Source organism: Thermococcus coalescens (assembly GCF_055392585.1).
In genome coordinates this window covers 1,951,448-1,974,477 of the sequence record NZ_AP043764.1, presented here as the reverse complement: position 1 = coordinate 1,974,477, position 23,030 = coordinate 1,951,448, and the positions used below count along the sequence as shown (strand labels likewise).

The following is a 23,030-nucleotide window of genomic DNA, read 5'->3' as shown; positions in this document are numbered from 1 at the left end:
TTTTGCAAAGATAGTTAATAAACTTAACTTAATATCCTCCAATAATGCTTAAATATAACTTCTCACAACGTTAGTACGGTGTTCCCTATGGAAGGTTGGGTTAGGAACATCGGTATGTACCTGAGCTACCTGGTCGATGAAAACTTCAGGGAGTATGCCTACGACATCGTCGATGGAATCGCCAAGGCCAGAACCGGGGAGGAACTTCTTGAAAACGTGTACAAGGCTCTCAGACTTGCTCCAAAACTTGAAAAGAAAGCCCAAGAGAAGGGATGCAACTTTTGGAAGCCCTCTCCAGCGGACATTGAGACCCTTGAGAACAAGGTTGAGTCAATTTCTAAGGACCCTAGCGAGCTCCGCAGGCTTGCTCTTAAGCTGGCCCTCTGGGCCTTCGCATACTGGGATCACTGCCCCAAGAAGGGGCGGAACAACTCCAGCGGGGGTGAAAACTGATGTACGTTCGGATAAGCGGTAGGGTTAGGCTGAACGCCCACTCCCTCAATGCCCAGGGCGGTGGGGGAAGCAACTACGTGGAGGTCACCAAGACCAAAGTAACCGTTAAAACCGACAAAGGCTGGGCCGTCGTTGAGGTTCCGGCCATCACCGGCAATATGGTGAAGCACTGGCACTTTGCAGGCTTCGTGGACTACTTCAGGAGGACACCTTTCAAGGACAACCTCACCGAGAGGGCCCTCAGGTACAACGGAACGAGGTTCGGTCAAGGTGAAACAGGGGCAACGAAAGCTGATGGCACGGAAGTTGAGCTGAGGAATGAGGGAGACATCATAGCCAACTTCGCCGACGCTGACGTTCACGGCTTTCTTGCTCCGAACACCGGAGTTAGAAGGGTCTCGCTCGTCAAGACGTCTTTCATAGTTCCCACTGAAGACTTCATTAAGGCCGTCGAGGGCGAGAGGCTCGTAAGCGCCGTAAAGCACAACCGCGTGGACGTGAACGAAAATGGTGCAATTGGGAGCAGAGATGACACCGCTCAGATGATATTCAGCAGGGAGTACGCCACAGGTGTCTACGGCTTCTCGGTCGTTCTCGACCTCGGCCTCGTTGGTGTTCCACAGTCCAATACCGCGGGAGGTAGCGTGATAGGTGACGACGAGCGCAGGGAAAGAATCAGGAGTGCTCTAATGGCCCTTATTCCGATGCTCAGCGGATACATTGGTGCAAACCTCGCGCGCTCATTCCCGCTCATGAAGGTTGAGGAGTTCATCGCGGTGGCGGGTGACAAGCCAATCCCTGCCCTAGTGCATGGATTTTACGAAAGCTACGTCGTGGAGAGCGGGGCGATAGTAGAGAACGCCAGGGAACTCGGATTCAACATCAAGGCCTTTGCTTACAACACCGACTTCGTAGAAGACGCCGAAAAGGTTTCTTCGGTGGAAGAGCTCGTTAATAAGCTCATTGAAATGCTCGACAACGGCTCCAGCGGGGGGAAGGGGTGAATGGACGTCCTCCTCGTGCGCCTCCGCTTCCCTTTTTACTCCGTGGCCAGGCGCTCGTTCCAGGTGAGAACGTCTTTGATACTCCCCTCCCCCTCGGCCCTCAAGGGGGCTCTCGCGAGGGGGCTCGTGCTGCTAAGAGGTGCAGATGGAGAGAATCTGGACGACGTGGCCAGGAAAGCCGTTGAAGAGATTGATAGGAAGCTAATAGACGCGAGGGCTGTTGGGGTCGCGCCATTGACGCCGATGGTTAAGACCGCATTCCTGCTGAAGAGGCTGAGGAACCTTGAGAAGAGCTCAAAGCCCGAGAAGGACGACGCCATGAGGAGGGAGTACGTCTTTACGAAGGAACTGCTCGTGGCATACATCTTCAAGGACCTCAACGAGGAGGAGAAAAACCTCTATCTGAGGGCTGCGATGCTGATTGACACCCTCGGAGACACTGAGAGCCTCTCAACAGCAGTGTGGGCAGGATTTGTTACGCCCGTAAAGAAAAGCACCCCACTGGCATTCTACGCCCCATACGGCGAGATTTCAAAGGTTTTAACTAAGAAAGTGCAGGACGGCGGTGCCGTCAGAATCCACACGGAAACGATGCTTGTGTCTCCGGACTACGGAAGCAGACGGGAGGAGGTCTTCTACCTACCCGTCGAGGAGAAGCGGAGGAAGAGAGTTGTCTACTACGAGAGAACAGCAAAAGTCCCCGACGTTGAGAGAGCTATTAAACTTGACGGGGAGGTGCTTGGGATATGGATTCCGGAAAGCTGAGCACTGTGGAGCTCTTCAGGCTCATAACCAGCTACGAACCCTATGACTACCAGCTCAGGGCGTGGGAGAAGATAGGAAAAGCCATGTCCAATGGGGAAAAAGTCGTGATAGAGGTGCCTACGGCCGGAGGGAAGACAGAGGCTGCTGTGATGCCCTTTCTGGCCGAGGTATACAACAGAACATGGGCGGTTTCGAGGCTAATCTACGTTCTCCCAACGAGATCTCTCGTTGAGAAGCAGGCCGAGAGAATACGCAGACTCCTAACCGAGGTTCTGAAGCTCAAGGGAAAGTCAGAGAAGGAGGCTAAAGAACTCGCCGAAAGCCTCGTAACCGTTGAGTACGGCCTTGAGCCGACCCACGCCTTCCTTGGGTGGGTTGTCGTTACCACCTGGGACGCTTTCCTCTACGGCCTTGCTGCCCACAGAACTGTAGGTACGAGGTTCACATTTCCAGCAGGATCAATAGCCCAGAGCATAGTTGTCTTTGATGAGGTCCAGATGTACCAGGACGAGGGCCTTTACATGCCCAGGCTCCTATCGCTCGTCGTTGAAAAGCTCGAAAAGGCGAACGTCCCAGTGGTCTTTATGAGTGCCACGATTCCAACCGCGCTGAGAGAGATGATTGCCGGGACGTCTGAAATTATAAGTGTTGAAGAATCCGACGTCAGAAAGCCCGAGAGGGGTAAAGTAAACGTCCGCGTCGTGGAGGGAACGCTCGAATGGGTGCTTGACGATATAAAAGAGACCCTCAAACGGGGGGACAGGGTTCTCGTTGTCAGAAACACGGTTAATACGGCCGTCTTGACGTACCTCCAGCTGAAAGCCCTATCAAAAGAGCTTGGAGTGGAACCGCTCCTGATTCACGGCCGGTTCGCGGTTGGAGACAGAAAAGAAAAGGAGAGCGATCTTGATAACGCCAGGCTCATCGTGGCGACCCAGGTCGTTGAGGCCGGCCTCGACCTGCCAAACGTTGGACTCGTAGTTACAGACATCGCACCTCTCGATGCTCTCATCCAGAGGATAGGCAGGTGCGCAAGAAGGCCCAGGGAGAAGGGCGAGGGCATAATCCTCGTACCAATGGAAGATAGCATTAACCCTGAAAAAACCGTGAGGGGATTCAATGAGCTCAAAGAGAAGTTGAAAGGAAAGGGCCTCGTGTTTGCCACCATAAATAATGAGAAAAAAACGAGGGAAAAATACGGGGGCAAAGTCGCAGAGATTATTTACAAGGCCGAAAAAACCAACGACGCCTCAAAAGAAACCGGTAAAAAAGGGAAGGACGAGAAAACTGCTTATGTCGGCGACATAAACAACGCTAAGACTATCCTCGGGATGAAAAAGGGAAATAAGAAACCGCAACTTCCAGGCGACCTCTACGTGCTCCCCTACTCGGCTGTGCCCTACGACCCGCTGGTGCTCCTTCTCAGCCACGACGAGCTGGGGTCTCTGGGACAGTATCTCTATGATGTTGAGAAAGCCCGGGAAGCGCTCGACAGGGTTTACAGGTTCCACTACGCCAACAACCTCGTACCACGGGAATTCCACTCGGCCTACGTCTACTTCAGGGAACTTAAACTCTTCTCGGCGCCACCGGAATACGAGCTACGCTCCCGGCCCGAGCTGTACTCGATGCTCTACGTTCTCGATGAAAACGACAAGGGGGAGCTGGAGTTTGAGGGAAGCAGGATAATCCGCGTCAGCCACTCCACGCTAAAGGCCCAGTGGGAGAATATAAAGGACTGCATCAAAGGAAAGCTCGTTAGGAAGTGGAACGCAAGCGAGGAGCGCTACGACTGGGTTCTTGAGATGGTCCGCGAGAAGAGTCCCATGGCTCTCACCATCTACGCCGTGTCGAGTGAGTGCTACAGCAGAGAACTCGGTTTCTGGCGTGGAACGGGCCATGGACAGAATAAGGGGGTGAAGCAGGCCTCCAAAGAAGACGATGCCAGGGATGTCTCTCTTGGGAGTGGGCGGAGGAACAATTCCGGGAAAACTGCGCAGGCAACGTTGCTCGACTTCATGGGGGTGAGAGAATGAGCCTCCTCGCCTTCCACGGACAGACCCTTGGAAAACACGTGGAGGCCATGCTGAAGGCCTGGGAAAGTGTTAAGGAGAAGTACATACCCTCGATAATAAGGGCAATGAGGGCCTACGGCGTTGAGCTAAGCAGGGAAGATGCGGACAGGCTGATGAAAGCGCTGATAATCCTCCACGACTCAGGAAAGGGAGCGAGACTTTACCAGGACTACCTCGCGGGCAAAGCCAAGCTCTCAGGCTTCAGGCACGAGCTGGTGAGCGCATACTACGCCCTGAAAATACTTCCCCAGCTTTTCGATGAAAAGACGGCATTTATTGGCTCGCTCGTCGTTATGCTCCACCACGAGCCGATACTCATGGGGCAAATTGCGGGGCTTGACAGGGACTCGCTTTCGGCAGAGGTTGCCCTCGACAAGCTGAGGAACTTCGATGGGGTCGTTCCAGAGCTGGAAGAATTCCTGAAGGAAAGCTTCAGGGAGCACCTTGGCGTTGAGATTACCGTTCCCGAGGCGTCCTCGGAGGAGGTTGTCAGGGCTGTAGTGGAGCTGAACGTAAGGGCGCGCCACCTTCCAGATGCTGGAAAGCTCAGGCTGATAGTCGGCGCCCTGCTGATTCCCCTCATCCTGTGCGACTACAAGGGGGCCGAGGAGAGGGAAGGTGAAACCCCGAAGTTCGCGGAAGTTCTCGAAGCCGAGTGGCAGGGGGTGGTCTGAGTGGAGATTTACCAGACCCCGGGCATCGACGAGGTCTTTGACCTTTACGTTGCATACGGCTACGTCGAGGCCCTTGTCCGAGGCAGGGCGGAGGAAGTTGCTCTCATTCCAGAGGGGACCGCTCGGGGAGGCTACTACACCGTCGAGGGCAACGGTGACTTTGAGGAGGGGCTTGCGAGCGCACTGGAGGAGATGCTCTCGTTGCACTATGCGTTGATTGAGAAAACAAAGAAAAAGGAGATAAGGGCAGTTAGTTGGGTTGATTTCAGTAAAGGAGCAGTCGTGGAGCAGGGTTCCCAAAAGAATATTCCCCAAAATCTTTTGGAGATACTAAACTTTTTGGACGAAAAGAAAGATAACCTGCTAAGTAGCAAAGAATACACAGCCCCATTGCCCCTAATGCCTTCCGCCGGTAAATATATCTCCCAGCGTTTCAAAATGCCTGCTAAGCAGCGGAAAATAACTGCCTTAAACTACGCACTCGCCTGGGTCGGGTTCCACTACTACGCGCCCTACGTTAGGTACGGAAAGGGCAACAGGACCTGGGTGCACATCTATCAGATTGCACCTCAAGAGGGCCTGAATCTTGTGGAACTGCTCGCCCTAAAGGACTTGAAGAAGCACTTTCCCCACTACTACGAGGGCAAGATGGACTACCTCTCCAACCGCCGGCTTGCGCTCCTCTATCATCTCCTCCACACCGAAAGTCTGGGCGCCCTTGAGATGGTAACGCGGAAGTCCCTTGTTATGAGGTCGTACACCCTCGAAAGAGACGGCAACAACCAAGCGATACGCTCCTACGGCGAGGAGGACATCGGAAAGCTCATGGACTTCCTCTGGGAGCTAAAGAGGAGGAGCACCTACCACACTGTAAGGTTCTTTGACGCGCTCCTCAGGAAGGAAAGCGAGGCTGTCATAGCCATCATAGACGCGATCCTCAACTGTAGACCCGAGGGGCTTTATTATGGACTCAGGATGGCGAAAAGGGCCGGTATGACCCCTCCCCAGAGCGTTGTTGAGGGAATGGAGGCGTTCATAGATGAGACTTGAGCTTATCCTTCAGTTTGAAGAACCGTTCCTTATTCCCTACAACTACCCCCGCCCGCTCTACTCCTTTCTCATTCGCGCGATAGAGCTGGGAGACCCGATGATAGCGAGGCGCATTCACAACAACAAGAAAGACGTCAAGTTCGTGGCATCACGCATCATTCCCCTCGGGGACACGCGAACCACTGTGGAGGGCCTGGAGGTGGAGTCAGGTGAGGTCAAGCTCTTCGTTGGCTCGCCGGCGTGGCCCGTCCTTGAGGCACTCGTAAACGGGCTTGCCCTCGGCGCAGGGAGGCTCCACCTCAGTGGGAGGCGGCTTATATGGGCCGATTCAAAGCCACGGGAAATACCCACCAGGCTCTCCGGCAGGAAACTCCGGACGCTCTCACCTGTGAATGTCTACCACAACAGCCCGCCGAACGGTTTCAGGAGCTGGGACCTCTCGCCAGTGGGCCAACCGAACAGCCCATTCGACGACGAGCCTACCGTGTGGAAGGAGCTGGTCTTCAGGAACCTCCGCGAGAAGTACCTCATGATCCACGGAGAACCATTCGAGGGGGACTTTGAGATCGAGGTCTTTCCCGAAAGTGCAAGGAGCAAGATGTTTAGAATCAAGCGCGATAATAAAACCGGGGAGTACACAAAGGTCCGCGCGTGGTACTTCGAGTTCAGAATGTGGGGAGATGAGGAGTTCCTTCGCGTTGCCTGGGACATGGGGCTCGGAATGAGGAATCCGCACGGGTTTGGTATGGTGGAGGTGGTCTGAATGGAGCATCCCAAGGAGATTCTAGACTTCAACAGGAGAATTGAGAACGCCATATCTGGAAAAACGCCCGAAAGGAAGATATGGGTGACGTCTCTGAGTTTTTGCCTCAGGAAGGCAGCGCTGTCCATATACCTGGGAACGTTCAAGTACGAGCGAACAGGGGAAATGCTCGTTGGGACGGTGCTCCACAAGTGGCTCGGTGAGGCGCTGGAAGAGGAAGCGGACTTTGAGGTTTCAGTCGAGTATCCACTTGAGGATGGGTGGAAGCTCGTTGGGAAGGTAGACTCCTTAAAGGACGGTTATCCAATCGAGTTCAAGTTCAGGGGTTTTGACTCAGGAGACGAGAACGGTCCAAGGAACCTCGACGAGATGGAAGAGGCTCCGAAGCTTGCAAGGGAACAGCTGAACGCCTACCTCAACATGATGGACAAAGAGATTGGCTACGTTTATGTCTTCGACCGCAACGGACTGCAGTTTAAAGTGTTCCCGGTAGAGAGAGACAGGGATGCGTTCGAGAAGTTCCTTGGAAGGGCAAGGGTAGTCATTAGGGGCGTCAAAGAACTGGAAAATGGGAAGTTTCCGTCGTGGATAACTCCAAGATTTAGCAATGAATGCGAAACCTGCATTTTCAGGCCAATATGTTCGGCTATAAATGGAAGGCCGTCTAAATGATGTCCTCCATCGGGTTCTTCTCCATCCCTACTATCTCCCTCTGCGGCATTGAGCGGAGGCGATAGATGACCACGGAGTCCTCGTCCTCATTGATTATTTCCCGCAGGGTGGCCTTTATGCGCTCGAACTCGGCCCTGGTTACCTCACCCTCGAAGACGCTGTTCTGAACCCAGTGGAGGTGCTGCCTGAGGAACTTCTTGACTTTGTTCACGCGCTCAACGGAGACGTCGTAGACGATGACTACGTACATGCCACCACCGGGAATACTACGGCCCGAGATTTTTAGAGCTTTTGGAACATATCACGCTGGAATCACGTTGACGTTCAATCTGACCCTGGATTGGGGCGCTTTTCAAAAACCCTTCCATCCCAGCACTCTGGAAGTCTTTAGTAACCCCTGGTTAGTATCTAACTCCAGGTCACAAGATTCCCACAAAATATAACGAAATTTTTTCAGGATAATAAAGGGAGTAATCTGAGACCTGTTCCGCGCCTGCCTCCAGTTTAAACACGGCAGTTCCAGGTTTTAGGGCGTTAGACAGCTTTAATCACGATTTAACGTGCCTATGAAGCCCTGGAACTCTCCCGAACGGTTATGTACACCAATCAAAATTCCGGAGATGGCAGGCGCAGGAGGATTTTCATTCCCCCACGAATCCCTAAACAGCGCTCCCAGAGCGCCCTTTAATCGACCCTCCGAAGAAAAACTTATAAGATTCAGGTTCACTTATTCCTCTGTTGGGCAAAAGAAGGGAAAAGTCGCCCTGTTGCAATAAGACTCTAGGAGAATTGAAAGCTTTGATGTTCATAATCCTAAAAACAACCGTCCCCGGGTTGCAATAAGACTCTAGGAGAATTGAAAGATGACACGGAGGGCGTAGCATGGCCTATTACACTCAAGTTGCAATAAGACTCTAGGAGAATTGAAAGTGATTTCCTCGGGTGGTTTCTCCTCAAAATAAACCCAGTTGCAATAAGACTCTAGGAGAATTGAAAGGTCGAGGATTTCGAGGAGTTTAGTTGCCGCTCTCTTGTGTTGCAATAAGACTCTAGGAGAATTGAAAGTAAAGCCCTTTGGACGGAGGTAAAAGCTCTCAAGGGAGTTGCAATAAGACTCTAGGAGAATTGAAAGTTGATTTTTTCACCCTCTTAAATGCCTAACTCCTTGTGTTGCAATAAGACTCTAGGAGAATTGAAAGGGACGTGCACATGTACGTGACCGATGTTGACAGCCTCATGTTGCAATAAGACTCTAGGAGAATTGAAAGACTCATTCACGGACGACGAGCTCAAGGAGTTCGACTTGTTGCAATAAGACTCTAGGAGAATTGAAAGATACTCTTCAGTATGGGTCTGATATTCGCCGGCTGGTTGCAATAAGACTCTAGGAGAATTGAAAGTACTATGAGCCGCCTATCAAGCCGCAGTACCGCATTGGTTGCAATAAGACTCTAGGAGAATTGAAAGTTGGGGTGACGGCAATCCTCGCGACCTTCTTTGGCATGGTTGCAATAAGACTCTAGGAGAATTGAAAGTCGCCCTCGTCCTCGGCTACGGCATGCAGCTCCTCCTCGTTGCAATAAGACTCTAGGAGAATTGAAAGTGTGCTTGGCGTCATTGAAAAGAGAGTTCCACACAGGTTGCAATAAGACTCTAGGAGAATTGAAAGACCCTAAAACGGTGGAGTATGAGCCTTTCAGCTCGGAAAAGGTTGCAATAAGACTCTAGGAGAATTGAAAGAGGCTCGCAGGCTCTACTGGGTGCTCCATCGCCGTGCCGTTGCAATAAGACTCTAGGAGAATTGAAAGAATCGCAAAGACGAACACTGCAAGCGAGAGCACTGCAGTTGCAATAAGACTCTAGGAGAATTGAAAGCCCTTTTGGGCTTCGGGAGGCCGGCGGCATGTTCGGTTGCAATAAGACTCTAGGAGAATTGAAAGCATCAGGGGCTAGTGAAACAGCAGCCCCAGCCTCAGGTTGCAATAAGACTCTAGGAGAATTGAAAGCAGGGCTGTAATCAACATGATAAACTGCAGCCTCCAGGTTGCAATAAGACTCTAGGAGAATTGAAAGAGAACTGGAAGTTTGCGGAGCTTATCGAGGTTCTCAAAGGTTGCAATAAGACTCTAGGAGAATTGAAAGGAACACGATGGAAGAAGGAAGGTGTCGGACGATAGAGGTTGCAATAAGACTCTAGGAGAATTGAAAGTCAGGGTCTATTCTCGGTCTAATACGTATTAGACCGAGTTGCAATAAGACTCTAGGAGAATTGAAAGCGTTTCATCGTAAGCGTCCTCAAAATAGAAGGGGGCAGTTGCAATAAGACTCTAGGAGAATTGAAAGACATTAAACAAGGTAACCGCAAACCCCGACGCTCCGCGTTGCAATAAGACTCTAGGAGAATTGAAAGTTGGAAAGGCCGTTCGGTTTTCTGTGGTCTTCAACGCGTTGCAATAAGACTCTAGGAGAATTGAAAGGCGTGGAAAACAAAGGACGGACGCACGGTTTACAAGGGTTGCAATAAGACTCTAGGAGAATTGAAAGCTCATCAACTGACCCAAGATAATCCAAGATGCTGAGGGTTGCAATAAGACTCTAGGAGAATTGAAAGACCAAAGAGCACTTGTGCCGGGAGCCAGCCGAGGAAGGTCGGTAGGTTGCAATAAGACTCTAGGAGAATTGAAAGATGAGCATAGTCTACAACAACCAGCCGATAGGCGGCATGTTGCAATAAGACTCTAGGAGAATTGAAAGATACTAAAACCATCCCCTGGAGTCCCCGAACCAAGGGGTTGCAATAAGACTCTAGGAGAATTGAAAGTATAATAGTGGTCTAAGTCGTAAATGCTCGGTGGAATGTTGCAATAAGACTCTAGGAGAATTGAAAGTCCACGAGCGTGAGTTTCACCGTAACGCTCACGAGTTGCAATAAGACTCTAGGAGAATTGAAAGACGAGTGGAACAGTTGACTTATCAACGACAATAACGGCGTTGCAATAAGACTCTAGGAGAATTGAAAGGAACCTCGACCTGACGGCTGTCTACCTCATGTCCGGTGTTGCAATAAGACTCTAGGAGAATTGAAAGTGAGGAACTCAATCGCAGCGGCATCAATGTCCTCGTCGAGTTGCAATAAGACTCTAGGAGAATTGAAAGGTAGTAGGCCGTGTAGATGTGCTTGACGCCGAGAGGTTGCAATAAGACTCTAGGAGAATTGAAAGCCTCCTCCTTACAAGTAAAGTGAAGTTCCCCCAACGGTTGCAATAAGACTCTAGGAGAATTGAAAGTTAAGACCTTCTCTCATATCTAGGAAGTCTCTGCTCGGTTGCAATAAGACTCTAGGAGAATTGAAAGTCACGCTCCTCTTTCAGTTTGAGTATCTCGTCGACGAGGTTGCAATAAGACTCTAGGAGAATTGAAAGCGAACTTCTCGAAAAACTGCTTCCAGAACTCTTCCTTAGTTGCAATAAGACTCTAGGAGAATTGAAAGGGTTTTCGACAGTCTCAGGACGGCGGAGGAGCTCGGGGTTGCAATAAGACTCTAGGAGAATTGAAAGCTAACTCTAGTGGGGCGAAAGCGAAAGCGGAAATTTTGTTGCAATAAGACTCTAGGAGAATTGAAAGCGCTCTGGGTTCCATAGCTCTCTATCTCTTGAAGAAGGTTGCAATAAGACTCTAGGAGAATTGAAAGCAGGAGCTCTTCTTCGTGGTATAGCCTCAGCTCTGTCAGTTGCAATAAGACTCTAGGAGAATTGAAAGGTGAAGACAGCAAGGAGCATGGCGAAGAGTATCGGCTGTTGCAATAAGACTCTAGGAGAATTGAAAGTTATCCTAGAACGCCCAGGCGTCACTTCAACTCTGGTGGTTGCAATAAGACTCTAGGAGAATTGAAAGTATAGGACAAAGAATTGAGACTACTCCTTCTGTGCGAGCTCCATCTCAATAACCCTCTCAAAGACCGCCTTATGGTTTCCAAAGGCCTCAAACATCCTGTCGGAGTAGTTGCTCGATGCGGTCTCAAGGAACAGCCGCAGGTTCCGGGCTATCTCATCGCTTACCGGGATGTGCAGGGGTGCCGGTTCGTAGTAATCAAGCCCCTTCATGAGGGCTGTTGAGAAGTACCACAGGGTCTTTCTGACTTTCCTCCCGCGTATCCTGGAAAAACTGGCCTCCATACAGTTGAAGGCCGCGTGAAGGAGCACTATCATGCCTATCTCAACACCGCGCTCAAGAAGCTTTCTCCTCCGGGAATCCCCTCGGAGGTCTTTTATCCGGTATCCGCTTCTCGTCTGTTCATCGTATGGGATCCTGACGTCATAGATGCCCTCCACCCGGGGGTCGTACACGAGAACCTCGGTACCACCAACTATGTAGAGCCCCTCCCCCCTAACCTCAACAACGGTGTTCTCGGTGCTGAGAACGGGAAGACCGCTGGCCATTGCCAGAACCGACATTGTGCTCTTCCCCGTGTGGGGATAACCGACGAAAAGAACTGCCTTACCGTTCGGGGGAACGACAGCAACGGAGTCCGTTATGAACATCCTCCCTGTTTTGGCACCGGCCCTGGCGGCCGCCTGGAGGATAAAGAAAATCGGTGCCTCGTTTCCGTATGCAGAGGGGACGCGGGACTCTATCTTGTACTCGTCGCGTCCCATGTGGTCGTAAGCCGCACTGAAGACCCTGAACTCCTCACCTTTGAAGCGCTCCACGACAACGTGGGCATCCCCACCCGAGTCGGAGACATCGGGGAGGTAGCGTCGCGCAAAAAGTCCCCTGAAACCCTCCTCAAAGCCATCATCAAGCTCCCCGGTGAAAAGAACATCAACTCCGCCTACCCTGAGCGCCATCGCTTCACCCACCATAGGCTGGGCTGGGGGATTTATAACTTTTCCGTAAAACAGTGAACGCGAAGGGGCTGTTTTGACATTTTCATGCCCATCAGTTTTCCGGCTCTCCGTGGGTGAGCCTCAGGTATGCCCACCACGCCAGGATAAATGCACCGAGAAACATTGCGGCATCCGTCACCATATCGCCCCAGAAAGTCCCGGGGTTGTAAAGCCTGACAGCACCGCGCATCACGTAGCCAAGGGCATAGAAACCAAAGGCCGTGAGCAATGCCGCCGAAGACCTCAGGTTCACGGTGACCACCGGAGAAAAGGAATTAAAAGCCCTCAGCTGAGGGCCGCGAGGAGCTTCTCCATGAACATCTTCTCAGGGTAGGCGCCCTCGAACTGCACCCTGGCCTCGCCGTCGACCATGATGACGATCTTGGGCACCGCCATGACGCTGTACTGGTCGGCCCACTCAGGATACTCAATGGCCTCGACCATGTCCCCGAGTATCTTGCCCTTGCCTGCCTTCGCGTTTTCGATGGCGAACTTGTGGGCCATCCTGACGGCGAGCGGGCAGTACGGGCAGGTGGGGGTTACGAAGACGAGTATCCTGACGTCCCTGTCTATGTTCGCAAGCTCCTCCTTGCTGTCGGGCATGAGGTCGGTGGTGGCGTTGCTGACGTCAACTATGTCCTCAAGGAACGCCCCGAACTCGTGGCCGGCGGGAAGGCCGAAGAACCTGACGCCCATGTCCCTGCCGTCCCGTGTTATGGTGACGGCCGGGGCGCGGTCGATCCTGTACTGCTCGGCGAGCTTCCTGCCCTCCTCACTGTCGAAGTCGTGGAACTCGAAGGTGAGCTTGTCGCTGAGTTCACTGAGCTCCTGGACCAGCTGTTTGAGCTGGTCGCAGTACTGGCAGTGCTCTTTTCCTATGAATCCGATGATCTTGACCGGGTTCGTCATCTTGGAGAAGAACTCCTCCCTGATGACCTTCTTGTCAGCGTCGCTAATCAATCCCATTCCAAACACCTCCACATAAGGTTTATAACGATTGGATTACAATCTCTCCGTGGGATTCAATTCCGGTTTGCAACCTAAGGTTGAATGTTCACTATATAAGCTTTGCGTCACAGATTTGGGTGGTGTAGGTCATGAGTGAACCCGACATCTTTTACATACTGGGGAACAAGGTGAGGCGCGATCTGCTCAGCCACCTCACCTGTACGGAGTGCTACTTCAGCTTCCTCAGCAGCAAGGTTAGCGTGTCCTCAACGGCGGTGGCGAAGCACCTTAAAATCATGGAGCGCGAGGGCATACTGAAATCCTACGAGAGGGAAGGACCTTTCATAGGGCCCGCCAGGAAGTACTACAACATAGCCATCTCAAGGACTTACGTCACGACGGTGACGCCGAACCTCTTCTGGTACAGGGGACTCGACCTCGGGGAGTTCTCCTTCGAGAAGACAGAGATTGACCTGACACGCATACCCCTGGAGCACGAGAGCCTTCTCCAGATGGTCAACTCCTTCCTTGAGCTGACATCGGAGCTTGAAAAGATACTCCAGGCGCTTCAGGCGGTGGAAAGCAGGCGCGACAGGCTCATGAAGGAGCTCAAGGAGCGCTACCTCCAGGAGATAGGCGACATGACCCAGCTGGCGATACTGCACTACCTCCTGCTGGCCGGCGAGGCCACCATCGAGGACCTGAGCGACAGGCTTAACCTCAAGGAGAGGGAGGTTCTCGTGAAGGCCCAGGAACTGGACAAATTCATACCGTTAATAATAAAAGACGGAGCCATCAAAATCGACGAGGAAAAGCTGAAACAAAAGCTTGGCGGTGTCGAATATGCCGGAGAAAATAAGGGTCGTGGTTAACGAGGACAAGTGCTATCTCTGCGGCGGCTGTGCTGGAGTCTGCCCAACGCTCGCAATAAACGTAAGCGCCTCAAGGTGGGAGTTCTTCCAGGACAAGTGCATCTCCTGCAGGATATGCATCAGTGCCTGTCCAGTGGGTGCTCTCAGCGGTGAACCCCTGGAGGTGGGAGAGTGAACCAGATGAAATACGACGTTGTGGTAGTTGGAGCCGGGATAGCCGGCCCGATAGTCGCGAGAAACGTTGCCAGAGCCGGGTTCTCTGTTCTGCTCATCGATAAGAAGCCCGCCATCGGCACGCCCAAACAGTGTGCCGAAGGAATAAGCATGACCGTGTTCAAAAAGTACGACATACCCTACGACAGGCGCTACATCAACCGCGAGATCTACGGTGCCAAGCTATACTCCCCCAGCGGGTACGAGCTTGAGCTCCGCTATAAGGAAGCCAGCGGCGTTATTCTCGAAAGGAAAGTCTTCGACAAGATGCTTGCCTACTACGCGGCAAAGGCCGGCGCCGACGTCCTCGCCAGGACAGAGGCGGTTGACGTGATCAAGAAGGACGGCAGGGTCGCCGGAATAAAGGCCAAGCACGAGGACGAGCCGGTGGAGATTTATGCTGACATCATAGTCGCCGCGGACGGTGTTGAGAGCAAGATAGCCAGAAAAGCCGGCATAAACACCTACGCTCCTCCCCATGAGTTTGACTCCTCCTACGAGTACGAGATGCTCATCGAGGGCTACGACCCAGATCTGATTCACCTCTGGTTCGGCAACGAGATAGCGCCGAGGGGCTACGTCTGGGTCTTCCCGAAGGACGAGGACAGGGCAAACGTCGGCATAGGAATAAACTCCGACAACCCGCAGACGGCCAAGTACTACCTGGACAAGTGGTTGAAGGAGAACAATATCCCCGCCAAGAAGCTCCTTGAGATAAACGTCGGCGTCGTTCCTGTTGGGGGCTTCGTTAAGGAGCTGGCCAAGGAGAACGTGGTAGTGGTTGGGGACGCGGCCAGGCAGGTCAACCCGATGCACGGCGGCGGAATGGCCGAGGCCATGGAGGCAGGCACAATAGCGAGCAAGTGGATCGTAAAAGCGTTAGAGGAGGAGAACCTCGCACTGCTCCAGAACTACACGAAGGAGTGGTGGGAGACCGACGGTAAGAGGCTCGAAAAAGTCCTGAAGGTCAGGAAGGTCACGGAGAAGCTCACCGACGAAGACCTCGACCTGTTCATCCAGGTGCTGAACAGTGCCGACGCGGAGAAGATAGCGAGCGGCGACTACGTGGAGGTCATAAAAGCCCTCCTGAAGCATCCAAAGGTCATACTGAGCCCCAGGAGGATAAACCTCCTCAGACAGCTGATTTGATCATTTCTTACCCTTCTTCCACTCCCTGCAGTTCATGTCCAGACAAATTTCGTACTCCCTGCCCTTCTCCCTGATTTTTACGACCGGAGCGCCGCCGCAGCAGGTCTTGTCCGTGGGGATTATTTCTCCCCTCTGGAGGAGCGGGTAGGTGACGTTGCACTTGGGCCAGCTGGAACAGCCGACAAAGCGCTTGCCGGTTCTCCTGTTGTACCTCACCACGAGGTCACCGCCGCACTTGGGGCACTTGCCTACCACGAGGGGCTGCTTCCTCGGCTCTCCCCAACCAACGGCCTTTTTGACGGCCTTCTCCTCTTCCTCACTGAGCTCCTTTACCGCACCGGCTTTTCTGGCGGCGGCTTTTGAGGTAGTTGTGCCTGTTCCGGTCGTCTCCATGAGCATTTTCCCTATGTCGAGTTCCCTCTCCTTGAAGACCTTCAGAATCTTGATGAGCTGGTTCTTGCTCTCCTCGATGACACCCTCCCTGTCGGCCTTTCCGGCCATTATGTCCTCCATCTTCTCCTCGAAAGCCTTCGTCAGCTCGACGCTGACTATGTCGGGCACGTTCTTCTCCAGCGCCTCAACGACGCGCATGCCGAGAGGAGTGACCTTTATTTTCTTTTTACCCTCGATGTAGCCCCTGCTGTAGAGGGTCTCAAGGATCTGGGCGCGGGTCGCTTTGGTTCCTATGCCAAGGTCTTCCATCTTTTTGATGACGGCGGCGGGAGAATACCTCGCAGGAGGCTTCGTCTTCTTCTTTTCGCGCTTTATCTGGATGACTTTTACCGGCTCGCCCTCCCTGAAGGCGGGAAGGATCACCTCGTCGAACTTGACGTACTTACCGTAGACCTTCAGCCAGCCCTCCTTCACGGTCCTGGCACCGCTCAGGATGAAGCGGTGAGAGTTGGAGTTTATGACAACCTTCATTATCTCCCTGACGGCTGGCTCCATAAAGAGGGCCAGGAAGCGCCTGACGATGAGGTCGTAGAGGTTGGCCTCGTCCTTGGTAAGCTCGCCGGGCTTTGGAAGCTCCCCCGTTGGATAGATGGCCGGATGCGCCGGGTCGTCCTTCTTTCCCTCGACGGGCTTGAGCCTCTCCTTACCCAGGAGCTCGTGGGCGAAGGGCTTGTACTCCGGAAGTTTAGCCAGGTTCTGGAGGATGGAGCGGAAGTTGAGGTTCTTGGGGAGCTTCTGCGAGCTTGTCCTGGGATAGCTCGAGAGCCCGCGCTCATACAAGCGCTGTGCGAGCTCTAACGTCTTCTTCGGGGAGTATCCGAAGGCAGAGTATGCCTCCCTCTGGAGGGTTCCGAGGTCGAAGGGCACGGGCGGGTGCCTATTCTGCCGTTTAACCTCAACCCTCTCAACGAAGGCGGGGCCCTTCCTTGCCTCTTCGACGATGCGCTTTGCCTCGTTTTCATCGAGTATGCGCTCCTTTTCATAGACCGCCGTGTACTGCTCCCCGTTTTTCTCAAGGAGCATCTTTATGACCCAGTAGGGTGTCGGCTTAAAGTTCTGAATCTCCTTTTCCCTATCAACGAGGAACTTGAGGGTCGGCCCCTGAACGCGGCCGGTGGAGAGAACCTGCCATTTGCCGCTGGCGCGCTTTATTGCCGATGTCAGGGCACGGGAAAGGTTCACGCCCCAGTACCAGTCGAGGACGTGGCGCGCTATTCCGGCATCGGCCATTCCGAAGTTTATAGTCGGTTCAAGGTTGTACCAGGCCCTGAGGAGGTCTTTTTTGGTGAGTGCAGAGAACTTCATTCTCTTCGCGCGGGACGGGTCAACCCCGCAGGCGTACTTGAGGGCAGTGTAGCCGATGACTTCCCCCTCAGTGTCGTAGTCGCAGGCAACTACGAACTCATCGGCGCGCTTGGCGAGGGTAGCGAGGGCTTTTATGTAATCTTTGGCGTAGCCCTTCCCCTTCTCCGCAACATAAACGGGAACCCATTCGATGTCGAAGACGGGATAACCGTAGGTTTTGGTCTTTGGAGCGAGCGAGAAGAGGTGGCCAACCGCTGGAGCCACTATTATCCTCTTCCCGTCGCGGGTGAATTCGTAATAGGGAACCTTACCGATGGTCTTTCTGACCGGCTTGCCTTCCGCCAGGGCGTAGGCGATTTTTCTCGCAACGTTGGGCTTCTCGGCTATGATGAGCGTGACCATGACGACACCTTGAAGCGATAGGCAGGGGAATTATAAAAAACCTGCGGAACAACCTCCGGAAACCCACGTGAAATGGAACACACTCCCTCGAAGCCCCAGCGAAAAGCTTAATAAGGAACCCCTCAATGCACTACCGCGGGCATGGGGCCGTAGGGTAGCCTGGTCCATCCTGCGGGCTTTGGGAGCCCGTGACCCGGGTTCGAATCCCGGCGGCCCCACCAGAAAACAAACTTTTGCCGAGCAAAAGTTTGATCAAAGTTCGTGATTCTTGTTTAAAACGACAATCTTGGCTGGATTTCTCGCTTGGAGTTTGTTTTCTGAAAGGGGATTCTTTGTATCGGGAGCGTTTTTCAAGTGGGTTCGACTTTTTTAGGCTCCGGAGGAGCGCGGTGAGAGTGAACCCCTTAAAGAGGCAACCCTCCAAAGAACCCACTCATTAATGCTACGAAGTCAGCTTGAAATCCTTGAGAAGGGAAGCATCAATGAAGAATCACAAACTTTGGTGAAACTTTGTGAAGACAAAGTTTCAGCGTTGACGGAAAAATTGCGTGCTTTCTGAAAAACTCAAATTCTCGAGTGGGTTTACTCATTAATTGCTATCTCTCGAGTGTTTGCTCTTCTCAAGGCGTCCTCCGGACGCCAGAATAAAGTGCAAACCTGCTTGAAGGACTTCTTTTGGGAGCAAACCCTTTGCTAGTGGGTCACAAAAAGAGTGCACGCTTGGTGTTCGGCATTCTCATGGGAAAGGGCCTCCTTGACCAAACTTTGCCCTGCAAAGGTTGGCCAAAAGAACCCCCTCCATTGAACGGGAGAAATGGGAGCATGTACCCTTGAACCGCACGTTTAATGTGGTTTATTTCTGGAGTTAAACTCCTTTAAAAGGCTCTAAATAGGTTGCCACCCAAAACAAGTGACCTTTAATCAGGAAACCTCTCAAGAAATTGCACCCAACGAAGGAGCTACAACTTTTGATCAAAATTTCCGCCAGAAAAGCTTGTTGTGGAGCCCCGGGCGGGGTTTGAACCCGCGACCTGCCGCTTACCAAGCGGCCGCTCCACCAGGCTGAGCCACCGGGGCGTCGATGATACCATGCAGACCAGCGTTTATAAATTTTTCCCTCACCCCATTTTCTCGACGAGCCCCTCCAGTACCTCCCTGAAGTTGGCCGCGTCGATCCACTTGATGCCCATCTTCTGCGCCCATGTGAGTATGCCGACGTCGGCTGAGACTATAGTTGCATCGAGCTCCTTCGCGAGAAGGATCAGCTCAAAGTCCTCCTTACTGTCAACGATGCCCTCACGGAGTGCCTTCCGGTAGTTCCTCCTGAGCTTCTGGATTATCCTGTCCACGTTGTCCGTCTCTATGACGCTCTCTCGGACGGCCTTCTCGGCCACGCGAAGGCCTTTGTCGATGCGCCGCCTTATGTCGTCTATCAGCTCGTAGACCACGAAGGCGGGTATCTTGATGTCGTGGACGTTGGGTGGCTTTTTGATTACGTACAGCTCTATTTCGGGAAGGAGCTCCTCCTCATCAACGAAATGCATAACCTCACGGTAGATGCCGGGGGGCATGTAGAACTCGACCTTTCCAAAGAGCCTCTCGGCATAGCCCAGAAAAGCCCTCATGGCCTCGGTCGGAGAGCCACCAAACCTGTCCCGAATCTCCGGGTTTACAAAGATGCTCGTGTCGAGGACGAAGCGCATTGCCACGCTACCACCACAAGCTTATTTAAGCGTGGAAGTTTAAAACGGTTAGGTGGAAGCATGAAGGTTGGAGTCGTTTTTGGAGTCAGCGAGCTGGCAAACCCGAAGGCATTTGAGAAGAAAGCCTCGGAGTTCATAACGGGTCTTGCGAAGGAGTTTGAAGTCGTCGGGGGTTTCTTCATCTCGACACGGAGGGATTTCAGGGAGGCCAAGGAGGAGGTCAACTTCAACGAGGTTGACGCCATAGTGCTCTACCCCCTGACCGGCGGCACAGAGGGCCCTCTCAAGGAGTTTGCGGTTTACAGAAGACCCACTGTGATTTACGGCGACCCCTTCAACAACTCACTCGCAGCCGGAATCGAACTCAGGGAGTACTTCAGAGACAGGCTCGTACCGTCCACCCTGGTAAAGGACTTCAACGAGCTGAAGGCGGCGCTCCTGGGCTACGAGGACATGGGAGACGTTCTGGATAAGTTCCTCCGCATGCGCATCGGGATAATAGGCAGGGTCTCTCCCTGGCTCATCAACGAGAAGTTTGAACTCCCATACACAAAAATAAGCCTCAAGAAGTTCTATGAGTACTACGAGGCCACCACCGAGGCGGAAGGATGGAAGGCCGTAGAGGAAATCGTCGGAAGGGCCATCGAGATAAAAGAGCCCAAGAGGGAAGATCTCGTAAAGGCCGGAAGGATATACGTGGCGATAAAGAGGATTCTAGAGGACTACAGGCTGGACGGTTTCACCATAGGCTGCTTCGACCTGATAGGCAAGCTCAAGGCAACGCCCTGCCTGGCGCTGGCCATGTTCAACGCGGAGGGAATTCCGGCAGCCTGCGAGGGTGAGCTGAACTCCCTCGTTGGAATGATGATAGCGAGGCGCTTCTTCGACAGGCCGGCATTTATGGGCAACGTAGCCGACTACGGGGAAAGCCACATAATCCTCGCCCACTGCACCGCACCGCTCATCGGGAGGTACGTCGTCAGATCGCACTTTGAGAGCGGTATGGGAGTCGGTGTCGACGTCCAGCTGCCCAAAGGAAAAGCCAGCCTCCTGAAGATACGCGGAAGGAAGGCCGTTGTTGCCGGCGTCGAAGTTATTGGCCAGGAACACAGCGATTTCAGATGCAGAACCCAGATGAAGCTCCGCATAGAGGACGCGATGGACTTCATAGACGGAACGCTCGGAAACCATCACCTGCTGGTCTACGTGGACAGCGAGGAGCTGGCCGATCTGCTCAGCGAGCTGGGCTTCGAGGTCATGCTCTACTGACATTTTCAATATTCCACGTTTTCCAGATAGACCCTCAGGAGAAAAGGTGGAAAGGGGCTAAGCGGCGCTCTTCTCGAACCTTGCCCCATAGAACTTCAGGCCGAGCCACGCCACGACTCCTGCCCCTATGACGATGGGGTTCAGGGTCACACCGGCCAGGCCGAGGATGCCGATTATTCCGCGCATCCACGACTTAAGGTGGGTGCTGTAAAAGCCGGTCAGTGCTATCGCCAGCAGGTACATGACGAAGAGCGTTGCCACCAGATAATAGAGCACCCTAAGGGCCACTATGGGTGTCCATTCTGAAACCGTTATGAGGAACATTTCGGGGTGGGTGAAGTATATGTATGGCCCTATGTAGCCCGCCAGCGCGTACTTAACGGCGTTCATTGCAGTCTTCCAGAAGTCTCCACCTGCTATCGCAGAGCCGGCATAGCTGGCCAGTGCCACCGGCGGCGTCACGTCGGCGAGTATTCCGAAGTAGAAAACGAAGAAGTGAGCGGCCAGCAGCGCTATGAGGACTGTGTAGCCGGGAACCGGCTGGTTATATGGCTCGATGTTCCTAACCAGCATGTATATTGCAGGGGCAGCGACGAGCGAAGTGATGATATAGTTGGCCGTCGTGGGAACGCCCATCCCAAGTATGAGGCTGAATATCATCGTCAGTACGAGGAGAAGCCAGAGGTTTCCATGGGTCAGGCTTATGAGGCGGTAGCCGATGTTGGTAAGCTCACCGGTCATCGTGAGAACACCCTGTATGAGGCCCGCACTGGCGGCCGCGAGCATGACACTGACGCTGGTCTTACCCGCGTCTATCATGGCTTCATAGGTCGCATGGTACATCATCTTGCCGCTGTCCAGGGCGGAACGATAGCCCACTATGATTGAGAAGATGATTCCAAAGACGCCTGTCATCAGAACTATCTGCTCCTTAGTCATGAGCAGGTACTTTGTGAGGGCTATGAAGAGCAGGAACATCGCACTGATGTAGAACTTCTCGTTGAAGGCGACGCCCTTCTTCATGACTCCCAACGCCACCAGCAGGAGGAAGAGGGCAAGGAGAACCACGGAAGTCTGCTTTCCGATCTCCCTGCTCAAGAACATCAGCAGCGTTGCCAGCAGTGCAACGGCGACGTAGAGCTTCTCGTTCCCATATATCTCGTCCCTCGATATCCACGCAACCCATATTGCGACTCCGAGCGATGATATAGCGGCTATCTGGGGCGCTATTCCCCACACGAGGGCAACTGTGATAACGACTATTGGCAGGAGAATGTAGAGCTTGCGCAGGAAGTAGGCCATCGTCTTGAACGCCTCAGCGGCCATACCCTTAAGGCCCAGCCTCTTGGTTTCGAGGTCTATGAAGAGATAGACTCCGCCGTAGTATACCAGAGCCGGCAGAACCGCCGCGATGATGATCTTGTTATACGGCAGATTGAGGAACTCGGCCATAATGAATGCGGCGGCACCCATTATCGGCGGCATCAGCTGGCCGCCGGTTGATGCGACGGGCTCGACAGCTCCAGCTATCTCGGGGGGATAGCCGGCCTTTTTCATCAGGGGTATCGTGAAGGTTCCGGTCGTTAGAACGTTGGCAACGCTAGAGCCGCTGACGGTTCCCATGAGGGCGCTCGAGATTACGGCCGACTTCGCCGGGCCGCCAGGCCTCTTACCGAAGAGGCTTATCATGAACTCGGTGATGTAGTCGCTGACACCTATCCTCAGCAGGAATGCCCCAAAGAATATGAAGGCGAAGACATAGATTGTCATAACGAAGAAGGGGATGCCGAAGATTCCCTCGTCAAAGTAGAGCTGCTGGACGAAGCGCACCCAGTCGTAGTTGATGGCGTAGATTCCGTAGAGCAGGAAAAGGACGACTATCATGGGCAGAACCCAACCGAGGACGCGTCTTGTTGCTTCGATTACCATTATTATGGCCAGCAGGCCGAAGATTACGTCGGTCTGGTTGAGCATCGAGATGAGGATGTAGCGCTGGTAAACAGCGAAGAGATAGAACATCGAGACGACCCCAACGGCGCCCATTACGTAGTCGTAGGCAAAGACCTTCCGGAAGTACTTCTCCTTCTTGCGTATCGGGTAGAGGAAGAAGGTTATCACCATGAGCATTGCCATGACGAAGGCCTCTCCCTGCTTGGGCTGGAAGGTTATCCTTAGGAATTCAAGCTCCACGCCGAGGCGCTGGAACAGGTCGTAGAGGGTATAGTTGAAGTTGAATATAAAGAGGATCTCGTAGAGACCTATGAGTACGGCCGCTACCTTCACGACCAGTTCCAGCCTTGGGGGGAGAGTTCGGGTTCGTTCTATTACAACCTCCTCAGCCGCAACAACATCAATGCTGGGTTCCTCTGACACT

General features: G+C 53.1%; 19 protein-coding genes, 2 tRNA genes and 1 CRISPR repeat array. Of the genes, 13 read left to right on the top strand and 8 right to left on the bottom strand.

Annotated features, from left to right (window positions below):
- Positions 1–87 precede the first annotated feature (87 nt).
- The 8 genes from ACZ5M3_RS10995 to ACZ5M3_RS10960 are packed head-to-tail and all read left to right on the top strand — an operon-like array spanning position 88 to position 7,456.
- Positions 88–453: a hypothetical protein gene (locus ACZ5M3_RS10995; protein ID WP_464840928.1), complete on the top strand. Its 366-nt coding sequence runs from the start codon at positions 88–90 to the stop codon at positions 451–453.
- The gene (cas7a, locus tag ACZ5M3_RS10990) at positions 453–1,457 is read left to right on the top strand and encodes a type I-A CRISPR-associated protein Cas7/Csa2 (protein ID WP_464839585.1); all 1,005 of its coding nucleotides are present in this window, start codon (positions 453–455) and stop codon (positions 1,455–1,457) included. The genes ACZ5M3_RS10995 and cas7a overlap by 1 nt, the downstream gene beginning before the upstream one ends.
- A complete protein-coding gene (gene cas5a, locus ACZ5M3_RS10985; RefSeq protein WP_464839584.1) occupies positions 1,458–2,222 on the top strand; it encodes a type I-A CRISPR-associated protein Cas5a in 765 nt (254 codons plus the stop codon).
- Entirely contained in the window at positions 2,204–4,258 is a 2,055-nt protein-coding gene (cas3, locus tag ACZ5M3_RS10980) for a CRISPR-associated helicase Cas3' (RefSeq protein WP_464839583.1), read from the top strand. Before cas5a ends, cas3 begins: the two co-directional genes overlap by 19 nt.
- The gene (locus tag ACZ5M3_RS10975; RefSeq protein WP_464839582.1) at positions 4,255–4,971 is read left to right on the top strand and encodes a CRISPR-associated endonuclease Cas3''; all 717 of its coding nucleotides are present in this window, start codon (positions 4,255–4,257) and stop codon (positions 4,969–4,971) included. The genes cas3 and ACZ5M3_RS10975 overlap by 4 nt, the downstream gene beginning before the upstream one ends.
- Positions 4,972–6,021, top strand: a complete 1,050-nt coding sequence (gene cas8a2 / locus ACZ5M3_RS10970; protein WP_464839581.1) for a type I-A CRISPR-associated protein Cas8a2/Csa4 — start codon at positions 4,972–4,974, stop codon at positions 6,019–6,021. It abuts the gene before it with no gap.
- Positions 6,011–6,784: a CRISPR-associated endoribonuclease Cas6 gene (gene cas6, locus ACZ5M3_RS10965; RefSeq protein ID WP_464839580.1), complete on the top strand. Its 774-nt coding sequence runs from the start codon at positions 6,011–6,013 to the stop codon at positions 6,782–6,784. Before cas8a2 ends, cas6 begins: the two co-directional genes overlap by 11 nt.
- Positions 6,785–7,456 carry a PD-(D/E)XK nuclease family protein gene (locus ACZ5M3_RS10960; protein ID WP_464839579.1) on the top strand — a complete coding sequence of 224 codons (672 nt, stop codon included), beginning with the start codon at positions 6,785–6,787 and terminating at the stop codon, positions 7,454–7,456.
- Here the strand turns inward: ACZ5M3_RS10960 and cas2 are convergent.
- The 4 genes from cas2 to pdo form a co-directional block, all read right to left on the bottom strand.
- Complete coding sequence (gene cas2, locus ACZ5M3_RS10955; protein WP_464839578.1) at positions 7,449–7,706, bottom strand: CRISPR-associated endonuclease Cas2; 258 nt, start codon at positions 7,704–7,706, stop codon at positions 7,449–7,451. The genes ACZ5M3_RS10960 and cas2 overlap by 8 nt on opposite strands.
- A 516-nt stretch (positions 7,707–8,222) precedes the next feature.
- A CRISPR array of direct repeats spans positions 8,223–11,350; the repeat unit is 30 nt; unit sequence GTTGCAATAAGACTCTAGGAGAATTGAAAG.
- A 20-nt stretch (positions 11,351–11,370) separates the two neighbouring features.
- Positions 11,371–12,303: a hypothetical protein gene (locus ACZ5M3_RS10950; RefSeq protein ID WP_464839577.1), complete on the bottom strand. Its 933-nt coding sequence runs from the start codon at positions 12,301–12,303 to the stop codon at positions 11,371–11,373.
- A 91-nt stretch (positions 12,304–12,394) separates the two neighbouring features.
- Positions 12,395–12,595: a hypothetical protein gene (locus tag ACZ5M3_RS10945; RefSeq protein ID WP_464839576.1), complete on the bottom strand. Its 201-nt coding sequence runs from the start codon at positions 12,593–12,595 to the stop codon at positions 12,395–12,397.
- A 32-nt stretch (positions 12,596–12,627) separates the two neighbouring features.
- Positions 12,628–13,308: a protein disulfide oxidoreductase gene (pdo, locus tag ACZ5M3_RS10940; RefSeq protein WP_464839575.1), complete on the bottom strand. Its 681-nt coding sequence runs from the start codon at positions 13,306–13,308 to the stop codon at positions 12,628–12,630.
- Positions 13,309–13,439: 131 nt separating this feature from the next.
- On the opposite strand from pdo, the gene surR reads away from it, so the two are divergent.
- The 3 genes from surR to ACZ5M3_RS10925 are packed head-to-tail and all read left to right on the top strand — an operon-like array spanning position 13,440 to position 15,524.
- Positions 13,440–14,162 carry a sulfur metabolism transcriptional regulator SurR gene (gene surR / locus ACZ5M3_RS10935; protein ID WP_464839574.1) on the top strand — a complete coding sequence of 241 codons (723 nt, stop codon included), beginning with the start codon at positions 13,440–13,442 and terminating at the stop codon, positions 14,160–14,162.
- Complete coding sequence (locus ACZ5M3_RS10930; RefSeq protein ID WP_297089910.1) at positions 14,134–14,337, top strand: DUF362 domain-containing protein; 204 nt, start codon at positions 14,134–14,136, stop codon at positions 14,335–14,337. The genes surR and ACZ5M3_RS10930 overlap by 29 nt, the downstream gene beginning before the upstream one ends.
- Before the next feature lie 5 nt (positions 14,338–14,342).
- A complete protein-coding gene (locus tag ACZ5M3_RS10925) occupies positions 14,343–15,524 on the top strand; it encodes a geranylgeranyl reductase family protein (RefSeq protein WP_297089933.1) in 1,182 nt (393 codons plus the stop codon).
- Here the strand turns inward: ACZ5M3_RS10925 and topA are convergent, their stop codons facing one another.
- Complete coding sequence (gene topA, locus ACZ5M3_RS10920) at positions 15,525–17,684, bottom strand: DNA topoisomerase I (protein WP_464839573.1); 2,160 nt, start codon at positions 17,682–17,684, stop codon at positions 15,525–15,527.
- Positions 17,685–17,827: 143 nt separating this feature from the next.
- On the opposite strand from topA, the gene ACZ5M3_RS10915 reads away from it, so the two are divergent.
- Positions 17,828–17,905 (top strand) — tRNA-Pro (locus tag ACZ5M3_RS10915).
- 779 nt (positions 17,906–18,684) lie between these two features.
- Here ACZ5M3_RS10915 and ACZ5M3_RS10910 read toward each other — a convergent pair.
- Positions 18,685–18,761, bottom strand: a tRNA-Thr gene (locus tag ACZ5M3_RS10910).
- A gap of 41 nt (positions 18,762–18,802) precedes the next feature.
- On the bottom strand, positions 18,803–19,387 hold the full coding sequence (locus ACZ5M3_RS10905) for an RNA ligase partner protein (RefSeq protein ID WP_464840927.1): 585 nt from the start codon (positions 19,385–19,387) through the stop codon (positions 18,803–18,805).
- Positions 19,388–19,447: 60 nt separating this feature from the next.
- Here ACZ5M3_RS10905 and ACZ5M3_RS10900 point away from each other — a divergent pair, with 60 nt between their 5' ends.
- The gene (locus ACZ5M3_RS10900) at positions 19,448–20,656 is read left to right on the top strand and encodes a hypothetical protein (protein WP_464839572.1); all 1,209 of its coding nucleotides are present in this window, start codon (positions 19,448–19,450) and stop codon (positions 20,654–20,656) included.
- Between the two features lie 57 nt (positions 20,657–20,713).
- On the opposite strand, the gene ACZ5M3_RS10895 is transcribed toward ACZ5M3_RS10900, so the two are convergent.
- Positions 20,714–23,029 (bottom strand): TRAP transporter permease, encoded by a 2,316-nt coding sequence (locus ACZ5M3_RS10895; protein WP_464839571.1) that lies wholly within the window; start codon positions 23,027–23,029, stop codon positions 20,714–20,716.
- Position 23,030 lies beyond the last annotated feature (1 nt).

Coding starts and splice junctions, on each gene's coding strand:
- ACZ5M3_RS10905 (WP_464840927.1), bottom strand. CDS start 19,387: ATGCGCTTCGTCCTCGACACGAGCATCTTTGTAAACCCGGAGATTCGG.
- cas6 (WP_464839580.1), top strand. CDS start 6,011: ATGAGACTTGAGCTTATCCTTCAGTTTGAAGAACCGTTCCTTATTCCC.
- ACZ5M3_RS10975 (WP_464839582.1), top strand. CDS start 4,255: ATGAGCCTCCTCGCCTTCCACGGACAGACCCTTGGAAAACACGTGGAG.
- ACZ5M3_RS10925 (WP_297089933.1), top strand. CDS start 14,343: ATGAAATACGACGTTGTGGTAGTTGGAGCCGGGATAGCCGGCCCGATA.
- pdo (WP_464839575.1), bottom strand. CDS start 13,308: ATGGGATTGATTAGCGACGCTGACAAGAAGGTCATCAGGGAGGAGTTC.
- ACZ5M3_RS10930 (WP_297089910.1), top strand. CDS start 14,134: ATGCCGGAGAAAATAAGGGTCGTGGTTAACGAGGACAAGTGCTATCTC.
- cas7a (WP_464839585.1), top strand. CDS start 453: ATGTACGTTCGGATAAGCGGTAGGGTTAGGCTGAACGCCCACTCCCTC.
- cas3 (WP_464839583.1), top strand. CDS start 2,204: ATGGATTCCGGAAAGCTGAGCACTGTGGAGCTCTTCAGGCTCATAACC.
- topA (WP_464839573.1), bottom strand. CDS start 17,684: ATGGTCACGCTCATCATAGCCGAGAAGCCCAACGTTGCGAGAAAAATC.
- ACZ5M3_RS10900 (WP_464839572.1), top strand. CDS start 19,448: ATGAAGGTTGGAGTCGTTTTTGGAGTCAGCGAGCTGGCAAACCCGAAG.
- ACZ5M3_RS10950 (WP_464839577.1), bottom strand. CDS start 12,303: ATGGCGCTCAGGGTAGGCGGAGTTGATGTTCTTTTCACCGGGGAGCTT.
- ACZ5M3_RS10995 (WP_464840928.1), top strand. CDS start 88: ATGGAAGGTTGGGTTAGGAACATCGGTATGTACCTGAGCTACCTGGTC.
- ACZ5M3_RS10960 (WP_464839579.1), top strand. CDS start 6,785: ATGGAGCATCCCAAGGAGATTCTAGACTTCAACAGGAGAATTGAGAAC.
- cas2 (WP_464839578.1), bottom strand. CDS start 7,706: ATGTACGTAGTCATCGTCTACGACGTCTCCGTTGAGCGCGTGAACAAA.
- surR (WP_464839574.1), top strand. CDS start 13,440: ATGAGTGAACCCGACATCTTTTACATACTGGGGAACAAGGTGAGGCGC.
- cas5a (WP_464839584.1), top strand. CDS start 1,458: ATGGACGTCCTCCTCGTGCGCCTCCGCTTCCCTTTTTACTCCGTGGCC.